Here is a 16,894-nt window from a genome sequence, read left to right on the forward strand (position 1 = left end):
CTGTGAGCGGTGCCGGCGGCGGGAACACCCCGCCGCCGGCGGCCCCGCCGCGCCACATCTCCCTTTCGACCCGTAATCTGACCCCGGTTGATCGGCCGGTGCCGCTGTAGGGTGGCGAAGACACGTGAAGAGAGCGATAAAACCCTGAGGCGCGCCGGGAAGTCTGGTCGGCACAGAGCACTCGTGTATCTGCCGTCCACCGCCCGGGAGGCCCCGTCGTGACCGCGCCCCAGCGCCCGCAGCAGTCCCAGTTCCTCCCCAGACCGTCCCCCAAAGAGAGCAAGTTCCTCACCGAGGCCCTGCGTACGGAGACCGTCGGCGGACTGATCCTGCTGGCCGCGGCCGTCATCGCCCTCGTCTTCGCGAACACCGCGCTGAGCGGCACGTACGAGGACATCAAGGGCTTCACCTTCGGGCCCTCCGCGCTCGACCTCCGTCTCGACCTCGCCCACTGGGCCAAGGACGGGCTGCTGACGATCTTCTTCTTCGTCGTCGGCGTCGAGCTGAAGCGCGAGTTGGTCGACGGCGAGCTGAAGGACCCGCGGGCCGCCGCGCTGCCGATCGTCGCCGCGCTCTGCGGCATGGCCGCCCCCGCCCTCTTCTACGTCGCCGTCAACGCCGGCCGCGGGGACCTCGGCGGCTGGGCCATCCCCACCGCCACCGACATCGCGTTCGCCCTCGCCGTGCTCGCGGTCATCGGCAGCAACCTCCCCTCCGCGCTCCGCGCCTTCCTGCTGACGCTGGCCGTCGTGGACGACCTCTTCGCGATCCTGATCATCGCGATCTTCTACACCTCCGGCATCAACCTCGTCGCCCTCGGCTCCGCCCTCGCCGGCCTCGTCCTCTTCTGGTTCCTCCAACGCCAGGAGATCCGCGGCTGGTACGTGTACCTACCGCTGGCCCTGGTCATCTGGGCCCTCATGCACGCCAGCGGCGTGCACGCCACCATCGCGGGCGTCGCCATGGGCCTGATGCTGCGCGTCACCACCCGACCGGGCGAAGAGGTCTCGCCCGGAGAGCGCATCGAGCACCAGATGCGGCCGCTCTCCGCCGGGATCGCCGTGCCCGTCTTCGCCTTTTTCGCCGCGGGCGTGGCCGTGAACGCCGACTCGCTGGGCGGCGTGTTCACCGACCCCGAGCCCCTCGGCGTCGTGCTCGGCCTCGTTCTCGGCAAGGTCCTCGGCATCTCACTCGGCTCCTGGCTCGCCGCCCGCTTCACCCGGGCGGAGCTGAACCCGGCGCTGAGATGGCCCGACGTGTTCGCCGTGGCGACACTCGCCGGCATCGGCTTCACCGTCTCGCTCCTCATCAGCGAGCTGGCCTTCACCGACGACCCCGGCCTCGCCGAGGAGACCAAGGCCGCGGTGCTGACCGGCTCGTTCATAGCCGCCGTGCTCGCGTGCGTGATGCTCAAGATCCGTGACAATCGCTACAAGGCGATCGCCGAGGAGGACGAGCGCGACGAGGACATGGACGGCATTGCGGACATATACCAGCAGGACGATCCGGAGTACCACCTCCGGATGGCCGCGATCCACGAGGCAAAGGCCGCGGAACACCGGAGGCGTGCCGAAATGCGGCACCCGCCCGGCGAGCAGGGTGACCGTCGGGCATGATGTGACTTCAGGCGGCGAAGGGACGGACGATGAACGCAGCCGGCAACGGTGCGGCGGGTAGCCGGACGGCCGCGGAGGCGAGCACCACGGCGAAGGTCATGACGGCGAAGGGCGGAACGGCGCAGGACGGCGCGGGCCCGGAGCCCGGCGCCGACGCGCACCTCGACACGCAGCAGAGCCTCGGGCAGCTCGTCTCGACCGCCACCACGAATCTCAGCGCGCTGCTCCACGACGAGATCGCCCTGCTCAAGGCCGAGACCCGGGAGGACATCAAGCGCGCGGGCGCGGGCGGCGCCGCCCTCGGCGTCGCCGCCGTCCTCGTCCTCTTCGGCATCCCGGTGCTCAGCTTCGCCGCCGCGTACGGGCTGCACGCCCTGGGTCTCCACCTCGCCTGGTCGTTCCTCATCGTCTTCGGCGTCCACCTGGTCCTCGGCGCGCTCGCCGCCCTCTGGGGCATCGCCAAGATGCGCCAGATGCGCAAGCCCGAGCGCGCGATGAACTCCACCAAGGAGACCGCCACCGTCATCTCCGACTCCCTGCGCGGCCGAGGTCACCCGGCGGATCGACGCAAGCCGGCCGCGGGCGTGGCACGCTCGGAGTCATGACGGCACCGTCGCCAGTCGACCCGGCAGTCCACCTCGAGGGGCCCTGGACCCACAGGGACGTCGCGGCGAACGGCGCCCGCTTCCACATCGTGGAGATGGGCGAAGGGCCGCTGGTGCTTCTGCTGCACGGATTTCCGCAGTTCTGGTGGACCTGGCGGCACCAACTGCCCGCGCTCGCCGAGGCCGGCTACCGCGCGGTGGCGATGGACCTGCGCGGCGTCGGCGGCAGCGACCGTACGCCCCGCGGCTACGACCCGGCGAACCTCGCCCTCGACGTCACCGGCGTGATCCGCTCGCTCGGCGAGCCGGACGCCGCGCTCGTCGGCCACGACCTCGGCGGCTATCTCGCCTGGACCGCGGCGGTGATGCGGCCCAAGCTGATCCGCCGGCTGACCGTCGCCTCGATGCCGCACCCGCGCCGCTGGCGCTCCGCAATGCTCACCGACCCGCGGCAGAGCGCCGCGGGTTCCTTCGTCTGGAGCGCCCAGCGCCCCTGGCTGCCCGAGCGGCAACTCGTCGCCGACGACGCCGCGTTGGTCGGCCGGCTGATCCGCGGCTGGTCGGGGCCGCGGCAGCCTGACGACAAGGCGCTGGAGGTCTACCGGCGCGCCATGACCGTGCCCTCGACGGCGCACTGCTCGGTGGAGCCGTACCGCTGGCTCGTACGGTCGCTGGGGCGGCCCGACGGCATACAGTTCTACCGCCGCATGAAGCTGCCGGTGCGGGTGCCGGTGCTGCATCTGCACGGATCCCTCGATCCGGTGATGCGCACGCGGAGCGCGGCGGGATCCGTCGCCTACGTGGAAGCGCCGTACCGGTGGCGCCTTTTCGACGGTCTCGGGCACTTCCCGCACGAGGAGGACCCGCTCGCGTTCACGACCGAACTCGTCAACTGGCTACGGGATCCCGAGCCCGACCGCTGACGCCGCGCAGCTCACCGGCCGGTCCACGGCCCGTACGGCATCCTCCGCCACCACCGCGGCCGGGACCCGGCGCCACCGCCGCTGGAACTGGACACGTCAATTGCACCCTGCATAGGCCGATGGGCCCGGGAAAGGGCGATTACCGGCCGCCTTGCGGGGGGAGGATCCGGGGTATGGGTTGGACGCATGACTACAACGACGTAGGAACCCACCGCGCCACCACCCCGGACGCCAGACCGCTCCGGGGCGCCTCGGCGCATCGCGAAGTGGACCTCCGTCTGGGGATCCCGCACATTCTCCGCCGCCGGGCCCGCTGGATGAGCGCCCGGTTGCGGCGCGTGCACTGAGCGGCCCGCCCGCGACTGGTCCCGGCGTGGATTCCGGGGGCCGAGCCCCCGGCTCCTCCGCGGCTCACATGGCGCAACTGTCGCTGTCCACGGGCTGCGAGGCCGTGCGCCCCCGCTCGATGTCGTCGCGGACCTCGTCGACCGTCAGCGCGTAGCCGGTGTCCTTGTCGTCCATGGACCTGGCGAAGACGACACCGACGACGGCGCCTTCGGGAGTGAGCAGCGGGCCGCCCGAGTTGCCCTGGCGGACGAGGGTGAAGAGCGAGAGCACGTCGCGGTTGACGGTGCCGCGGCGGTAGATGTCCGGGCCGTTGGCCGTTATGCGGTCGCGCACGCGCGCTGCCCGTACGTCGAAGCCGCCGTTCTCCGGGAAGCCGGCGACGATGGCGTCGTCGCCGCGGCTCGCGTCGTTCTGGTCGAACGGCAGCGCGGGGGCGTCCAGCTCGGGGATCTCCAGCACGGCGATGTCCCGCTCCCAGTCGTAGAGCACGACCTCGCCGTCGTAGAGCCTGCCCTCGCCGCCGATCTGCACGGTGGGCTCGTCGACGCCGCCGACGACGTGGGCGTTGGTCATCACGCGCTGCGGCGCGAAGACGAACCCGGTGCCCTCCAGCACCTTGCCGCACGACTGCGCCGTGCCGACGACCTTGACGATGCTCTTCCGGGCCTGCTCGACCACCGGGCTGCTGACCAGCGCGGGGTCGGGCGCCGGCACGTTGGTGATCTGCTCGCTCTGGAACGGCGCGAAGACCTGCGGGAAGCGGTTCTCCGACAGCACGGAACTGAACTCGCCGAACCAGGTGTCGGCGCTCTTCGGCATCACCTCGGCCACGCCGTTGAGCACCTTCGACGCGCGCACCTCGCGGGCGACGGTCGGCAGCGTCGTCGACGCCAGCGCCGTGCCGAGGAGCCATGCGACGAGCAGCAGCGCCACGACGTTGACCAGCGCGCCGCCGGTGGCGTCCAGGGAGCGGGCGGGCGACCAGGTGATGTACTGCCGCAGTTGGTTGCCGAGGTGGGTGGTGAGGCCCTGGCCCACCGAGGCCGCTATGAGGACGAGGACGATGGCGCCGAACGCGGCGGTCGGGCCGAGGGCGGCGCCGTCGGTCGCCAAGTCCCAGATGACGGGCAGCAGATAGATGGCCAGCAGCCCGCCGCCGACGAAGCCGCACACGGACAGGACACCGACCACGAAGCCCTGGCGATAGCCGACCACGGCGAACCACACGGCGGCCGCCACCAGCAGGATGTCCAGCACGTTCACCCGGTCACCGTCTCATGCGTGCCAGTCCAGCGGCACCCGGCGGTCGCGATCCCACGGGCGCTCCCACCCGGCCAGGTGCAGGATGCGGTCGATGACGCCCGCGGTGAAACCCCAGACCAGCGCGGAGCAGACGAGGAACGCGGGCCCGAGGTGGCCGCGCGGATGGACGGCCATGGCGCGGTTCGCCGGGTCGGTGAGATCCGCCACGGGGACGCTGAAAACCCGCGCCGTCTCGGCCGGATCGACGACGCCGACGGGGCTGGGCTCGCGCCACCAGCCGAGCACGGGCGAGACGACGAAGCCGCTGACGGGGATGTAGAGCCGCGGCAGCACGGAGAACACCTGCACGCCCGCGGGGTCGAGCCCCGTCTCCTCCTGCGCCTCGCGCAGCGCGGCGCGCAGCGGCCCTTCGCCCTCGGGGTCGCCGTCCTCCGGGTCGAGGGAGCCGCCGGGAAAGGAGGGCTGGCCGGCGTGCGAGCGGAGGGAGCTGGCGCGCTCGGTGAGCAGCAGCTCGGGGCCGTCGTCGCCGTCGCCGAAGAGGACGAGCACGGCGGCGGGCCGGCCGCCGTCGCCGTCGGGCGGGAGGAAGCTGCTCAGCTCTTCCGGCCGTACGGTACGGGCCGCTTCGGCGACCGGCGCCAGCCAGCCGGGGAGCCCGGCGTCGCTGACGGCCACGGGCGCCCGGCCCGCGGGCGTGGAAGAGCCGGACGCACGCGACTGGCGCGTCGCGGACGCAGGCGATCCGGGCGTACGGGACGCGTGCGTACGGGATCCCGACCCGGGCGTGGCGGGCCCGGGCGCCTGGGACACGGGCGTTCGACTCACGGGCGTACGAGCGGAATCCGCGCCGTCGGCGGGCCCGTCCGCGGCGCTCGCGGCGCCGTGCGCGCCCCCGTCCGCTTCACCGCGCGCCTCACCCGCCGCCGCCCGCGCCGAAGCACCGGGCGCCGCCTCGTCCGCCGTGCCGCGCGCCGCGCCGCCGCCCGGCCCGCCGGGCGTCCCGAGAGATGGCGTCATGCGGCTCCCAGCGGGGGCGCGGGCTTCCCGGGGTAGTCCGGCGGGGGCTTGAGGCGCTGCCCGGGCATGCCGCCCTTCTCGTACTTCAGCAGCTTCTGCGCCTTCTCCGGGTCCGTCTCCCCCTCGCCGTACGCCGGGCAGAGCGGGGCGATGGGACAGGCGCCGCAGGCGGGCTTGCGGGCGTGGCAGATGCGCCGGCCGTGGAATATCACGTAGTGCGAGAGCATCGTCCAGTCCTTCTTCGGAAAGAGGGACCCGACCTCCTGCTCGATCTTCTCGGGGTCGGTCTGCTCGGTCCACTTCCAGCGCCGCACGAGCCGCGCGAAGTGCGTGTCGACCGTGATGCCGGGGACCCCGAAAGCGTTGCCGAGCACGACGAACGCCGTCTTGCGGCCCACGCCGGGCAGCTTCACCAGGTCCTTCAGATTCCCCGGGACCTCGCCGCCGAAGTCGTCCCGCAGGGCCTGCGACAGACCCATGATCGACTTGGTCTTGGCGCGGAAGAACCCGGTGGGCCGGATGAGCTCCTCGACCTCCTCGGGGTTGGCGGCGGCCAGGTCCTCCGGCGTCGGGTACTTCGCGAAGAGCGCCGGCGTCGTCTGGTTCACCCGCAGGTCGGTGGTCTGCGCGGAGAGCACCGTGGCGATGAGCAACTGATACGGGTTCTCGAAGTCCAGCTCCGGGTGCGCGTACGGATACACCTCGGCCAGCTCGCGGTAGATCCGCCGGGCCTGCCGCACCAGTCCCGTCCGCGTCGGGGCCGGTTTCGCCTTGCGCACCACCGCGCGGCCCTCCGCCGCCGGTGCCGCCTTGCCACTCTTCGCCATGGGGCCAGCCTACGGGCCCCGGCTGACACCGAAGCGCGAAACCGCTGGGGCCCCTCCCGGGGGGGCGAAACCAAGATTGAGCGACCGCCGTCGTGAGTAGGGTACGCATGAACGTCGCGAGCAGGGTGATGGAGGGGAATCCATCGATGGTGCCTGACGACGCCGTGATCGGCTGTCTGGGCGTTCTCGTCATCCCCACCCGCGGGTCCGCGGGCCCCGGCGAGGTGCTGGTGCGGGTGAGGGGTGGCACCGAGACCTTTCTCGCCTGGTCCGCCGAGCCGTTGCCGCAAGGGGCGGAGGTGCTCGTGACCGAGTACTGCGGCGGTCGCCAGGTCACCGTGATCGCGTGGGCCGATCCGCTGGACGAGCTGACCGGCGGCATCGGGCCCGTGGAGTGAGGAGGTAAGCATGTTCGGCTATCGCGTTCCGGCCCCCGACCAGGCCATGCTCGTGTCGGGCGGCAGGCGCCGGCGGGACGGCGCACCGTTCCGCGTCGTCGTCGGGCACGGCGGATTCGTGTTACCGATCTTCCGCAAGACCCGCTTCCTGTCGCTGGCGATGCACGAGTCCGAGGTCGCCGAGTACTGCGTGACCAGGCAGGGGATCCCGCTCACCGTACGGTCCGTGATCGCCTTCAAGGTCGGCAACGACATCGAGAGCATCGTCAACGCCGGGCAGCGCTTCCTCTCCGAGCAGAAGGAGATGTCGGTGCTGACCGGCCGGATCTTCGCCGGCCACCTGCGCGCCATTATCGGCTCGATGACGGTCGAGGAGATCGTCACCGAGCGGCAGAAGCTCGCCTCCGAGGTGGTGGAGACCTCCAAGAGCGAGATGGGCCGGATCGGTCTGATCGTCGACTCGTTCCAGATCCAGTCGATCGACGACGGCGACACCGGCTACATCAAGGCCATGTCGGCGCCCCATCAGGCGGCCATCCAGCGCGAGGCGAAGATCGCCGAGGCGCAGGCGGCGCAGAAGGCGTCCGAGGCGGAGCAGGAGTCCGCCCGGAAGCAGGCCGAGTACGCCAGGGAGACCGCCATGGTGCGGGCGCAGTACAAGGCCGAGGTCAGCCGGGTCGAGGCGGAGGCGGCGCAGGCCGGGCCGCTGGCGCATGCGCACGCGCAGCAGGACGTGCTCGCCGCCCAGACCGAGCTGGCCGAGCGCGCGGCCCGGCTCCGCCAGCAGGAGTTGCAGGCGGAGGTGGTCAAGCCGGCCGAGGCGGAGGCCGAGCGGGTGCGGGTGCTGGCCGTCGCCGAGGCGGAACGGATGAAGATCCAGGCCGAGGCGGCGTCCTCGTACGACAGGGTGGCGCTGGACCAGCAGTTGATCGACCAGCTCCCGAAGATCGTCGAACGGGCCGCGGCCGGCCTCCAGGGCGCGAACATCAACGTGCTCAACGGGGCCGACGGGCTCGGCGAACTCACGGCGGGGCTGGTCGGCCAGGGACTGGCCATCCTGGACTCGGTCAGGACCACCATGCCCCAGCCGCGGTCCCCGGAGAGCGAACGGCTGAACGACTAGCGCACATCGATCCGGCCTTCCCGGCCCTCTCCCCCGCCGGCGGACGTCCCCTACGGCCGGGGGAGGCCGGCCGCCGCCTGACAGTGGGAGGTGCTGATCCCCGCGGCGGGCGGCGGGTGTCGCTTGACCTGAACCAACGTTGAACTTCTACGTTTGGCCCCGTCGAGTCGATCAGGACGGGAGCGTGGTCGCGGTGCGTGCGATCGAGGTGCGGGAGTTCGGCGGGCCCGAGGTGCTGGTGCCGGCGGAGGTGCCCGAGCCGGTGGCCGGGGCCGGGCAGGTCGTCGTGGGGCTGGAGGTGGCCGACGTCATCTACCTGGACACTCTGCTGCGCGGCGGCTGGGGCGGCGAGACCTTCCCGGTGCGGCCGCCGTACGTGCCGGGCCAGGGCGGCGCGGGGACCGTGCTGGCCGTCGGGGAGGGGGTCGACGCGGCGTGGGCCGGGCGGCGCGTGGCCGCCCCCGCGGCCGCCGGGTACGCGGAGCAGGTCGTCGCCGAGGTGGCAGAGATCGCCGCCGTCCCCGACGCGCTCGGCGCGGCCGAGGCGGCGGCGCTGCTGCACGACGGCACCACCGCGGTGCGCCTCGCCCGCGCCGGACGGCCCCGGGAGGGCGAGACGGTGCTCGTGGCGGCGGCGGCCGGCGGGGCGGGATCGCTGGTGCTGCAACTGGCGCGCGACGCGGGGGCACGCGTCATCGCGGCGGCGCGCGGGGAGCGCAAGCTCGCGCTCGCCCGCGAGCTGGGCGCGGAGCACACCGTCGACTACTCCGAGGACGGCTGGCAGGACCGGGCCCGCGACGCCGCCGGCGGGGACGGCGTCGGCCTGGCCTTCGACGGCGCCGGGGGCGAGCTGGGCCGGGCGGCGTTCCGTACGGTGGCGCGGGGCGGCAGGTTCGTGACGTACGGGACGTCGGGCGGCACCTTCGCGGAGATCGACCCGCGCACGGCCGCGGAGCGGGACGTACGGGTGACCAACCTCCTGGAGGGCGGCCCGCCGCCCGCCGCCGTCTCGCAGGCCGCCCTCGTCGAGGCCCTGGACCTCGCCGCCGCGGGCCGCATCAGGCCGGTGATCGGCGCGACCTACCCGCTGGCGCGGGCCCGGGACGCGCACGAATCGCTCGCCCGGCGCGCGACGGTGGGCAAGTCGCTCCTCGTCGTGTGAGGGCGCGGGCGGGGCTTCACATGTGGATCGTGGGCGCCCCGCCCTTCAGCTCCTTCGGTGCGCCCTGCCGGTACAGGAACAGGGTCACCAGGGCGCCGGCGGCGAAGAACCCCGCCGACCACCAGAACGCGGTGTGGTAACTCTCCAGCGCCGCCTGCGCCTTCACCGCCGGGTCCCTGGGATTGCGCCCCGAGAGGTAGTTCGTGGCGGCGCTGGCGGAGACGGTGTTGAGCAGGGCGATGCCGATGGAGCCGCCGACCTGCTGCATGGCGTTGACCGTCGCGGAGGCCACGCCCGCGTCGTGCACGGAGACGCCCAGCGTGCCGAGGCTCATCGCCGTCGCCACGACCAGCCCGAGGCCGAAGCCCACGATCACGGTCATCGGCAGGATGTCCGCCGCGTACGAACTGTTCAGGTCCAGGCTCGTCATCCACACCAGGCCGGCCGCCGCGATCGCCATGCCCGAGGGCACCACCAGCCGCGGCCCGATGCGCGGTACGAGGACGTTGGTGGCGAGCGTCGCGGCGATCACCAGGCCGCCGACCATCGGCAGAAAGGCGACGCCGGAGTCGATCGGCGTGTAGTCGAGGCCCGTCTGCAGGAAGTACGTGAGGAAGAGGAAGACGCCGAACATCCCGCCCGCGGAGATCAGCATGCCGAGGTAGGACGCGCCGCGGTTCCGGTCGGTGACGATGCGCGTGGGCAGCAGGGGGTGCCGGCTGCGGGTCGACCACCAGGCGAACGCCGTGAGCAGCACGCCGCCGGCGATCAGCAGGCCCCAGGTGGCCGGCGCGCCCCAGTCCTGGTGCTCGGCGTTGGAGAAGCCGTAGACGACGCAGAACAGACCGGCGGTGACCAGGACGGTGCCGGGCACGTCGAGCGTGACGCTCCGGTCCCGTGCCGTACGGGTCAGCAGCGCGGAGGCGAAGCCGAAGGCGACGACGGCGAGGACCACGTTCACGTACAGCGTCCAGCGCCAGTCCAGGTACTCGGTGAGCACCCCGCCGAGCAGCAGGCCGATGGCGCCGCCCGCGCCGGACACCGCGCCGTAGACACTGAACGCCTTCGCCCGCTCGCCCGGGTCGGTGAACGTCGTCGTCAGCAGCGACAGCGCGGAGGGGGCGAGGAGCGCGCCGGAGGCGCCCTGGAAGGCGCGGGCGAGGATGAGCATGTCGAAGCTCACGGCGGCGCCCGCCACGGCGGACGCGGCGGCGAAGCCGACGAGTCCGACGAGGAAGGTGACCTTGCGGCCGACGAGGTCGGCGATGCGGCCGCCGAGGAGCAGGAGGCTGCCGAAGGCCAGCGAGTACGCGGTGACGACCCACTGCCGGTCGCCGTTGGTGAAGCCGAGGTCGGACTGGGCGGATGGCAGGGCGATGTTCACGATGGTCACGTCGAGGACGACCATCAACTGGGCCAGGCCGAGGACGGCGAGGATCAGCCACCGGTGGCGGTGGGCGCGGTCGTCCTGGGGCATGACGGCGGCGGCCGGCGGGCCGGTTTCGCCGGCGGGACCGCTGCCGGCTACGGCGTCGGTACGGGACATGGCAGGCTCCGTGTGGGGGGGTCGGATGCTCGGAGGACCGGACTCGGCTGGTACGGGTACGGCGTAGGGGTATGAGCCCGTCGGAGTACGGGCCCTGCCCCGGCGGCGTCGGCCCGCGAGGCGAGCGTACGGCGGCCGGAGGGACCGGAGTGACCGGCGAGGGGCGGTGAAGGGCGTACGGCTCAGGAGTGACGCAGCGCCGGCAGCACCACGAGGTCGACGAAGCGCGCGAGATACGCGGAATCGGCGAACATCCCGTCGATCAGCGGGCGTATGACGACCGCGCCGAACAGCAACTGCGGCAGGAACTCGGCCGCGCCCGGCTGCCCGGACAGTTCGCCCCGCGCCACCGCGCGGTCGAGCAGGCCGCTCAGGTGCGTCAACTCGTAGTCCGCGAGGGAGGCGTGCAGCGTCGCGGCCAGGTCCCCGTCGGTGAGCGCGGCGTGGTGTATCGCCGCGATCAGCGCCGTGTCCTTCTCCGCGGTACTGGACAACTCTTCGACGAGGCTGATCAGATCACCGCGCAGAGAGCCGGTGTCGACGGCGCCGGGGTCCACGGGCCGGTTGGCGATCATCGCGGCGACGACCATCTCCGCCTTGCTGTGCCACTGCCGGTACAGGGTCGCCTTGCTGCATCGCGCGCGGGTCGCGACGAGGTCCATCGACAGCGCCTCATACCCCGACTCGCGCAGCACGCCCAGCACCGCTTCGAGCAGCTCACGCTCGCGCTCGGGGGTCATGCGGGGCCGGCGGATCCGGGCGTCGGGGGCCTGGCCGTGGAGCTGGCCGACGGGTCTGCCGGGCATGACGGGCGATCCTTTTCGTACGGAACCGTTTCGTACGGCCCACGCTAGATCGCGGCCGGGAGAAACGCAACCGTTTCACCCGGCGACTTCGCGAGCCGATGCCCCATCGGCCAATCCCCCTTTTATGCCTACTCTTTCGAGCGATTGCCGCTCTCGGCGCAGATGCCTAGCGTCGAAGTATGACGATCTCCTCGCCGACCGCCGCGGAGGCCGGGTGCCGCGCATGACCGGAGCACCCGCAGAAGCACTCCGCGCCCTCCTCCCCCTCGGCCCCACCGGCCTCGGCACCGCCGCCGCGCACCCGCTCGCCGGGTACGTACCGGAGGCCGTCCCGAGGCCCGAGGCGGAGCCCCCTGCCCGTACGAAGACCGGGCCGGAGCCGGCATCCGGCGCCGGACCCGGCACCGACTCGGACTCAGGCTCCACCGCGGGGCCCGAGGCCGGCACCGCGCCACCGCCCGACGGCGGCGGCGAGCGCGGCGGCCTGCGGATCCCGCCGCTGCACTGCCCCGACGCCCTGCGCAACGACCCCGCGCTCGGGGACGAGGTCAACGAGCGGCTGGTCGCGTGGGCGGAGGAGATCGGCATCTTCACCGGGCGCATCGAGCGCCTGCGCTCCCACCAGTTCGGCCGCCTCTTCATGCTCGCGCACCCCGACTGCGACGACCCCGACCGGCTGCTGGCCGCCGCCAAGTGCGGCCTGTCCGAGTGGTCCGTCGACGACCACTGGGTGGACGAGGGCGAGGACCCCGATCCCGCCCTGCTCGGCGAACGGATGGCGCTGGCGCACGCCGTCATCGACCCCGTCCGGCTCCCCGCGCGCTACATGCCGCAGTTCGAGGAGACCGTCCAGCGCGAGCCGGTGCTCCGCGCGTTCCGCTCCGCCCTCGCGCACCTCTCGCGGTACGCGAGCCCCACCCAGGTCGCCCGGCTGCGGCACGAGTTGGCCGTCATGTTCGTCGGGTACGGCCAGGAGGCCGAGTGGCGCTCCTCGGCGCGCACCCCCGCGGTGTGGGAGTACCTGCTCCACCGCTACGAGAACGCGTTCTTCCCCTGCATGGTCCTCGTGGACCCCGTCAGCGGGTACGAGTTGCCGCCCGACGAGTTCGCCGACGCCCGGGTCCGCCGTACGTACCTCTACGCCGGCACCGCCAGCGTGCTCCTCAACGACCTGTACTCGATGGGAAAGGAAGACCCCACGGACACCAACCTGCCCAATCTGATCGCCGCAGAAGAAGGGTGCACCCTCCAGGAGGCCGTGGACCGGACGGCCCTGATCCACGACGAGCTGATGCACACCTACGAGATGGAGGCCGCGGCCCTGACCGCCGCCGGCTCCCCGCAGCTCGGCCGCTTCCTGGCCGGGGTGTGGGCGTGGATGGGCGGCTGCAAGGAGTGGCACGCCACCAGCGCCCGCTACCAGACCGCCTGACCCGCCGGGCCGACCCGCCTGCCTGCCCGGACCGCCTGACCGGACCGTCTGACCGGACCGGCAGACCCGGCAGACCCGGCCCGTTCATCCCTCCGACGCACCCGCAGCTACGCCTGACGGGCCCACGCGTCCCGCATCGGCACGCCCCCGACCACCACGCCTCACCAGCTTCCGCACGCTCAGCACGCCCTCAGAAGGAGAACGACCATGGCGGCAGCCGCCGACACGAACGTCCTCACCAGCCCGTACCAGCACTCCATCGCCGACTACTGGAACCGGGAGAGGGACCCGGTCAACCTCAAACTCGGCGACGTCAGCGGGACGTACCACCACCACTACGGCATCGGCGAGGTCGACCAGTCCGTGCTGGGGGGCCCGGAGGAGACCAGGGGAGAGCGGATCATCGCGGAGATGCACCGCCTGGAGACCGCACAGGCCACCCTCCTGCTCGACCACCTCGGCGAGCCCGACCGCGGCGCCCGGCTGCTGGACGCCGGCTCCGGCCGGGGCGGCACGAGCTTCATGGCGCACGAACGATTCGGCTGCCGCGTCGACGGCATCTCCATCTCGCAGTCGCAGGTCTCCTTCGCCAACGACCAGGTGCAGCGCCGCGGGCTGGGGAGCGCGGTGCGGTTCCACCTGAAGAACATGCTCGACACGGGCTTCGAGACGGGCGCGTTCCGCGGGATCTGGAACAACGAGAGCACGATGTACGTGGAGTTGGCGCAGCTCTTCAAGGAGCACGCGCGGCTGCTCGCGCGCGGCGGCCGGTACGTCACCATCACCGGCTGCTACAACGACGCCTACGGGCTGCCGTCCCGCGCCGTCAGCCAGATCAACGCGCACTACATCTGCAACGTCCACCCGCGGTCGACGTACTTCAAGGAGCTGGTCGCGAACCGGCTGGTGCCCGCGCAGGTCATCGACCTGACCGAGGCGACGATCCCGTACTGGGAGCTGCGGGCCAAGTCCTCCGTCGCCACCGGGATCGAGGAGGTGTTCCTCACGGCGTACCGCAGCGGGAGCTTCCAGTACCTGCTGATCGCCGCGGACCGGGTCTGACCGGATCCGCTCGGCGCGCCCGGTGGGCGCCCGCGGCCGGCGGGACCCACCGGGGCGGCCCGGCGCCGGTGGCCGCGTCCGCACCGGTGCCGGGTTCGGGGGCGGGGCGTCCGGGGCCCGGCGGTTCGGGGTTCGGGGTTCGGGGTTCGGGTTCGGTAAAGGGGCGGGTAATAGGAGACCGGCCGCTCACGGGGTGCGTAAGGCTGGCGTACGTGCGCATCGGGGTGCTGGGTCCGCTGGAGGTGGCGGTCGGCGGGGTGCCGGTGGAGATCGCCGGTGGCCGGCTCCGCGCGCTGCTCGTACGGCTCGCGCTCGACCCCGGCCGGTACGTCGGCACGACGCTGCTCGCCGACGGCCTCTGGGCGACGACGCCCCCGCCTACCCCGGCAACGCGCTGCAGTCCTCGTCTCCCGGCCGCGCCGCGCGCTCGCCCCTGTCCGACGTCCTCGCGTACGGGCCCGCGGGCTACCGGCTCGCGCTGCCGCCGGAGGCGGTGGACGCCGTGCGCTTCGAGCGGCAGGCGCACGCCGGGCGCGAGGCGCTGGCGGCGGGCGCCGCAGCGGCGCGGCGGCTGCTGGAGGAGGCGCTGACGCTGTGGCGCGGGCCCGCGCTCGCGGACGTGGCGGACGCGCCGCCCGCCCCGACTTCGCCGTCGGCCCCGCCAACGCCGCCGCCGCCGAGATCCGCCGCCGCCTCGACGGCCTGCCGGCGACCCGCCCCTCGAACCGCATGCGGTCGCCCTCGGCTTCTCCCTCATCGACTCCGCGACGAGCGGCGGCACCGAGCCCGACCAGGCGGCCCTGGAGGAGCTGACAGCACTGGCCGCACGGGTCGATCCGATGGGCGGGCACCCGATGCTGGCCGTGCTGGAGCCGGGCATCGCGGTGTTCACGGACGACGACGAGCGCGGGCTCGCCGCGATCGACGAGCGGCTGGGCCACCCGGACCCGTGGACGCGGGCGCTGCTGCGGATGATCCGGGCGGCGTTCCTCGGCCGGGGTGCCGTGGGCGATGACCCGGCGTGGTCGATGACGGAGATCTCGTCGACGAGCGCGTCCGCCTCCTCCAGGGACTGGGTGGTGAGCAGCACGGTCACGCCGTCCCCGACGAGCGAGCGGACGATGCCCCGGACGACCTCGCGGCGCACCGGGTCCAGGCCCGTCGTCGGTTCGTCGAGGCAGATGACGCCGGGCCGGCCGACGAGGGAGGCGGCGAGGTCGAGGCGGCGGCGCATGCCGCCGGAGTACGTCCGCACGGGGCGGCCGGCGGCCCCGGCCAGCTCGAAGTGTGCCAGCAGCTCGCGGGCGCGGGCCCGGGCGGCGCCGGTGCGCATGTCGAGGAAGCCGCCCGATGAGCACGAGGTTCTCGGTACCGGTCAGGTCCTCGTCCACGGAGGCGTACTGGCCGGTGAGCCCGATGAGCCGGCGTACCTCTCCGGCGTCGCCGACGACGTCGAGGCCGCCGACGGCCGCCGCGCCCTCGTCGGGGCGGAGGAGGGTGGCGAGGATGCGTACGGCGGTGGTCTTGCCGGCGCCGTTGGGGCCGAGGACGCCGAGGACGGTGCCCTGCCGGGCCACGAGGTCGATACCGGCCAGCGCGGTGGTCGCGCCGAACCGTTTGACCAGGCCCTCGGCCCTGCATGCGTAGGTCATGCGGTGTCTCCTTCTCGGTCTGCGGGAAGGAGCGTGCCGAGGACCGTGGCACGGCGCGCACAGGACACTGCCACGGTGCGCTGTGTCCGGTTTATCGGATTGCAGGAGGTGTGTTCGCTGAGAGCGGAATAGGGCCGTACGGGTCCACCCGCACGCCGTGCACGACGGCGCCCCGACCGGCTCGTTGAGCGCCCGCCCGGGCCTCCGCGCACAACCACGCGCCCCCGCGCGACCCCCCAAGAGCCCGCTGCTGAGCACCGGAAAAGTGCCGCCAATCGGACCCCTGGGCTACGGTTCACGCTGCGGTACGTCAAACTTGTGACTGATCGCACTGTTTTACTGTCCGGCATCATGGAAAACGACGGGCCGACCGAGCAACGGCCCGCGGTCGCCCGGGCACCCCGACAAGGAGAGAACTCGTGGACGACGTTCTGCGGCGCGCGCCCCTCTTCGCCGCGCTCGACGACGAGCAGGCCGCGGAGCTGCGTGCCTCCATGACCGAGGCGACGCTGTCGCGCGGTGACGCGCTCTTCCACGAGGGCGAGCCCGGCGACCGGCTGTACGTCGTCACCGAGGGCAAGGTGAAGCTCCACCGCACCTCCCCGGACGGGCGCGAGAACATGCTGGCCGTGCTCGGCCCCGGCGAGCTGATCGGCGAGCTGTCCCTCTTCGACCCGGGCCCGCGCACGGCCACCGCCTCGGCGCTGACCGAGGTCAAGCTGCTCGGCCTCGGCCACGGCGACCTCCAGCCCTGGCTGAACGCCCGCCCCGAGGTCGCCTCCGCGCTGCTGCGGGCGGTCGCCCGCCGGCTGCGGCGCACCAACGACCAGATGTCCGACCTGGTCTTCTCCGACGTCCCGGGCCGCGTCGCCCGCGCCCTGCTGGACCTCTCACGGCGCTTCGGCGTCCCCGGGGACGAGGGCATCCACGTCGTGCACGACCTGACGCAGGAGGAGCTGGCCCAGCTCGTCGGCGCCTCCCGGGAGACGGTCAACAAGGCGCTGGCGGACTTCGCCAGCCGCGGCTGGCTGCGCCTGGAGGCCCGGGCCGTGATCCTGCTGGACGTGGAGCGCCTGGCGAAGCGCTCGCGCTGACCGCTGGCCGGCCCGGCCCG

At 72.9% G+C, this 16,894-nt stretch carries 15 protein-coding genes and 1 pseudogene; 10 read left to right on the plus strand and 6 right to left on the minus strand.

The annotated features are described in order from the left end of the window. The first annotated feature begins 218 nt into the window (after nt 1-218). From nhaA to FB457_RS30425, 3 genes are all read left to right on the plus strand, one after another. A complete protein-coding gene (gene nhaA / locus FB457_RS30415; RefSeq protein ID WP_047016542.1) occupies nt 219-1,616 on the plus strand; it encodes a Na+/H+ antiporter NhaA in 1,398 nt (465 codons plus the stop codon). Between the two features lie 98 nt (nt 1,617-1,714). Further along, nucleotides 1,715-2,221, plus strand: coding sequence for a phage holin family protein (locus FB457_RS30420; RefSeq protein ID WP_047020050.1), 507 nt, complete (start codon nt 1,715-1,717; stop codon nt 2,219-2,221). Then, nucleotides 2,218-3,144, plus strand: coding sequence for an alpha/beta fold hydrolase (locus FB457_RS30425; protein WP_047016543.1), 927 nt, complete (start codon nt 2,218-2,220; stop codon nt 3,142-3,144). The genes FB457_RS30420 and FB457_RS30425 overlap by 4 nt, the downstream gene beginning before the upstream one ends. Nucleotides 3,145-3,555: 411 nt before the next feature. Here the strand turns inward: FB457_RS30425 and FB457_RS30430 are convergent, their stop codons facing one another. The 3 genes from FB457_RS30430 to nth form a co-directional block, all read right to left on the minus strand. Beyond that, complete coding sequence (locus FB457_RS30430; RefSeq protein WP_145783933.1) at nt 3,556-4,755, minus strand: MarP family serine protease; 1,200 nt, start codon at nt 4,753-4,755, stop codon at nt 3,556-3,558. A gap of 12 nt (nt 4,756-4,767) precedes the next feature. Beyond that, nucleotides 4,768-5,430 carry an NUDIX hydrolase gene (locus FB457_RS30435; RefSeq protein WP_047016545.1) on the minus strand — a complete coding sequence of 221 codons (663 nt, stop codon included), beginning with the start codon at nt 5,428-5,430 and terminating at the stop codon, nt 4,768-4,770. A gap of 338 nt (nt 5,431-5,768) precedes the next feature. After that, nucleotides 5,769-6,599 carry an endonuclease III gene (gene nth / locus FB457_RS30440; RefSeq protein ID WP_047016546.1) on the minus strand — a complete coding sequence of 277 codons (831 nt, stop codon included), beginning with the start codon at nt 6,597-6,599 and terminating at the stop codon, nt 5,769-5,771. 146 nt (nt 6,600-6,745) lie between these two features. Here nth and FB457_RS30445 point away from each other — a divergent pair, with 146 nt between their 5' ends. The 3 genes from FB457_RS30445 to FB457_RS30455 all read left to right on the plus strand — a co-directional run bounded on the left by FB457_RS30445 (nt 6,746) and on the right by FB457_RS30455 (nt 9,282). After that, complete coding sequence (locus tag FB457_RS30445) at nt 6,746-6,997, plus strand: hypothetical protein (RefSeq protein ID WP_018835851.1); 252 nt, start codon at nt 6,746-6,748, stop codon at nt 6,995-6,997. 10 nt (nt 6,998-7,007) lie between these two features. After that, nucleotides 7,008-8,120, plus strand: a complete 1,113-nt coding sequence (locus FB457_RS30450; protein WP_047016547.1) for a flotillin family protein — start codon at nt 7,008-7,010, stop codon at nt 8,118-8,120. A gap of 184 nt (nt 8,121-8,304) precedes the next feature. Next, nucleotides 8,305-9,282 (plus strand): zinc-binding dehydrogenase, encoded by a 978-nt coding sequence (locus FB457_RS30455; RefSeq protein ID WP_078898294.1) that lies wholly within the window; start codon nt 8,305-8,307, stop codon nt 9,280-9,282. 16 nt (nt 9,283-9,298) lie between these two features. On the opposite strand, the gene FB457_RS30460 is transcribed toward FB457_RS30455, so the two are convergent. Together FB457_RS30460 and FB457_RS30465 are read right to left on the minus strand one after the other, a co-directional pair. Further along, the gene (locus FB457_RS30460; protein WP_145783935.1) at nt 9,299-10,828 is read right to left on the minus strand and encodes an MFS transporter; all 1,530 of its coding nucleotides are present in this window, start codon (nt 10,826-10,828) and stop codon (nt 9,299-9,301) included. Nucleotides 10,829-11,010: 182 nt separating this feature from the next. Continuing rightward, entirely contained in the window at nt 11,011-11,634 is a 624-nt protein-coding gene (locus tag FB457_RS30465; RefSeq protein ID WP_047016549.1) for a TetR/AcrR family transcriptional regulator, read from the minus strand. Nucleotides 11,635-11,857: 223 nt separating this feature from the next. Here FB457_RS30465 and FB457_RS30470 point away from each other — a divergent pair, with 223 nt between their 5' ends. The 3 genes from FB457_RS30470 (at nt 11,858) to FB457_RS36570 (ending at nt 15,143) form a co-directional block, all read left to right on the plus strand. Further along, nucleotides 11,858-13,066 carry a family 2 encapsulin nanocompartment cargo protein terpene cyclase gene (locus tag FB457_RS30470; RefSeq protein ID WP_145783936.1) on the plus strand — a complete coding sequence of 403 codons (1,209 nt, stop codon included), beginning with the start codon at nt 11,858-11,860 and terminating at the stop codon, nt 13,064-13,066. Nucleotides 13,067-13,273: 207 nt separating this feature from the next. Further along, the gene (locus FB457_RS30475) at nt 13,274-14,128 is read left to right on the plus strand and encodes a geranyl diphosphate 2-C-methyltransferase (RefSeq protein ID WP_047016551.1); all 855 of its coding nucleotides are present in this window, start codon (nt 13,274-13,276) and stop codon (nt 14,126-14,128) included. 502 nt (nt 14,129-14,630) lie between these two features. Next, nucleotides 14,631-15,143, plus strand: coding sequence for a BTAD domain-containing putative transcriptional regulator (locus tag FB457_RS36570; protein WP_253911609.1), 513 nt, complete (start codon nt 14,631-14,633; stop codon nt 15,141-15,143). On the opposite strand, the pseudogene FB457_RS30485 reads toward FB457_RS36570, so the two are convergent. Further along, nucleotides 15,118-15,780 (minus strand): annotated as a pseudogene (locus tag FB457_RS30485) (ATP-binding cassette domain-containing protein); the annotation flags it as partial. The gene FB457_RS36570 and the pseudogene FB457_RS30485 overlap by 26 nt on opposite strands. A gap of 419 nt (nt 15,781-16,199) precedes the next feature. Between FB457_RS30485 and FB457_RS30490 the strand changes: the two are divergent. Beyond that, nucleotides 16,200-16,874 carry a Crp/Fnr family transcriptional regulator gene (locus tag FB457_RS30490; RefSeq protein WP_018835840.1) on the plus strand — a complete coding sequence of 225 codons (675 nt, stop codon included), beginning with the start codon at nt 16,200-16,202 and terminating at the stop codon, nt 16,872-16,874. Nucleotides 16,875-16,894 lie beyond the last annotated feature (20 nt).

The organism is Streptomyces sp. CNZ287, assembly GCF_007827615.1.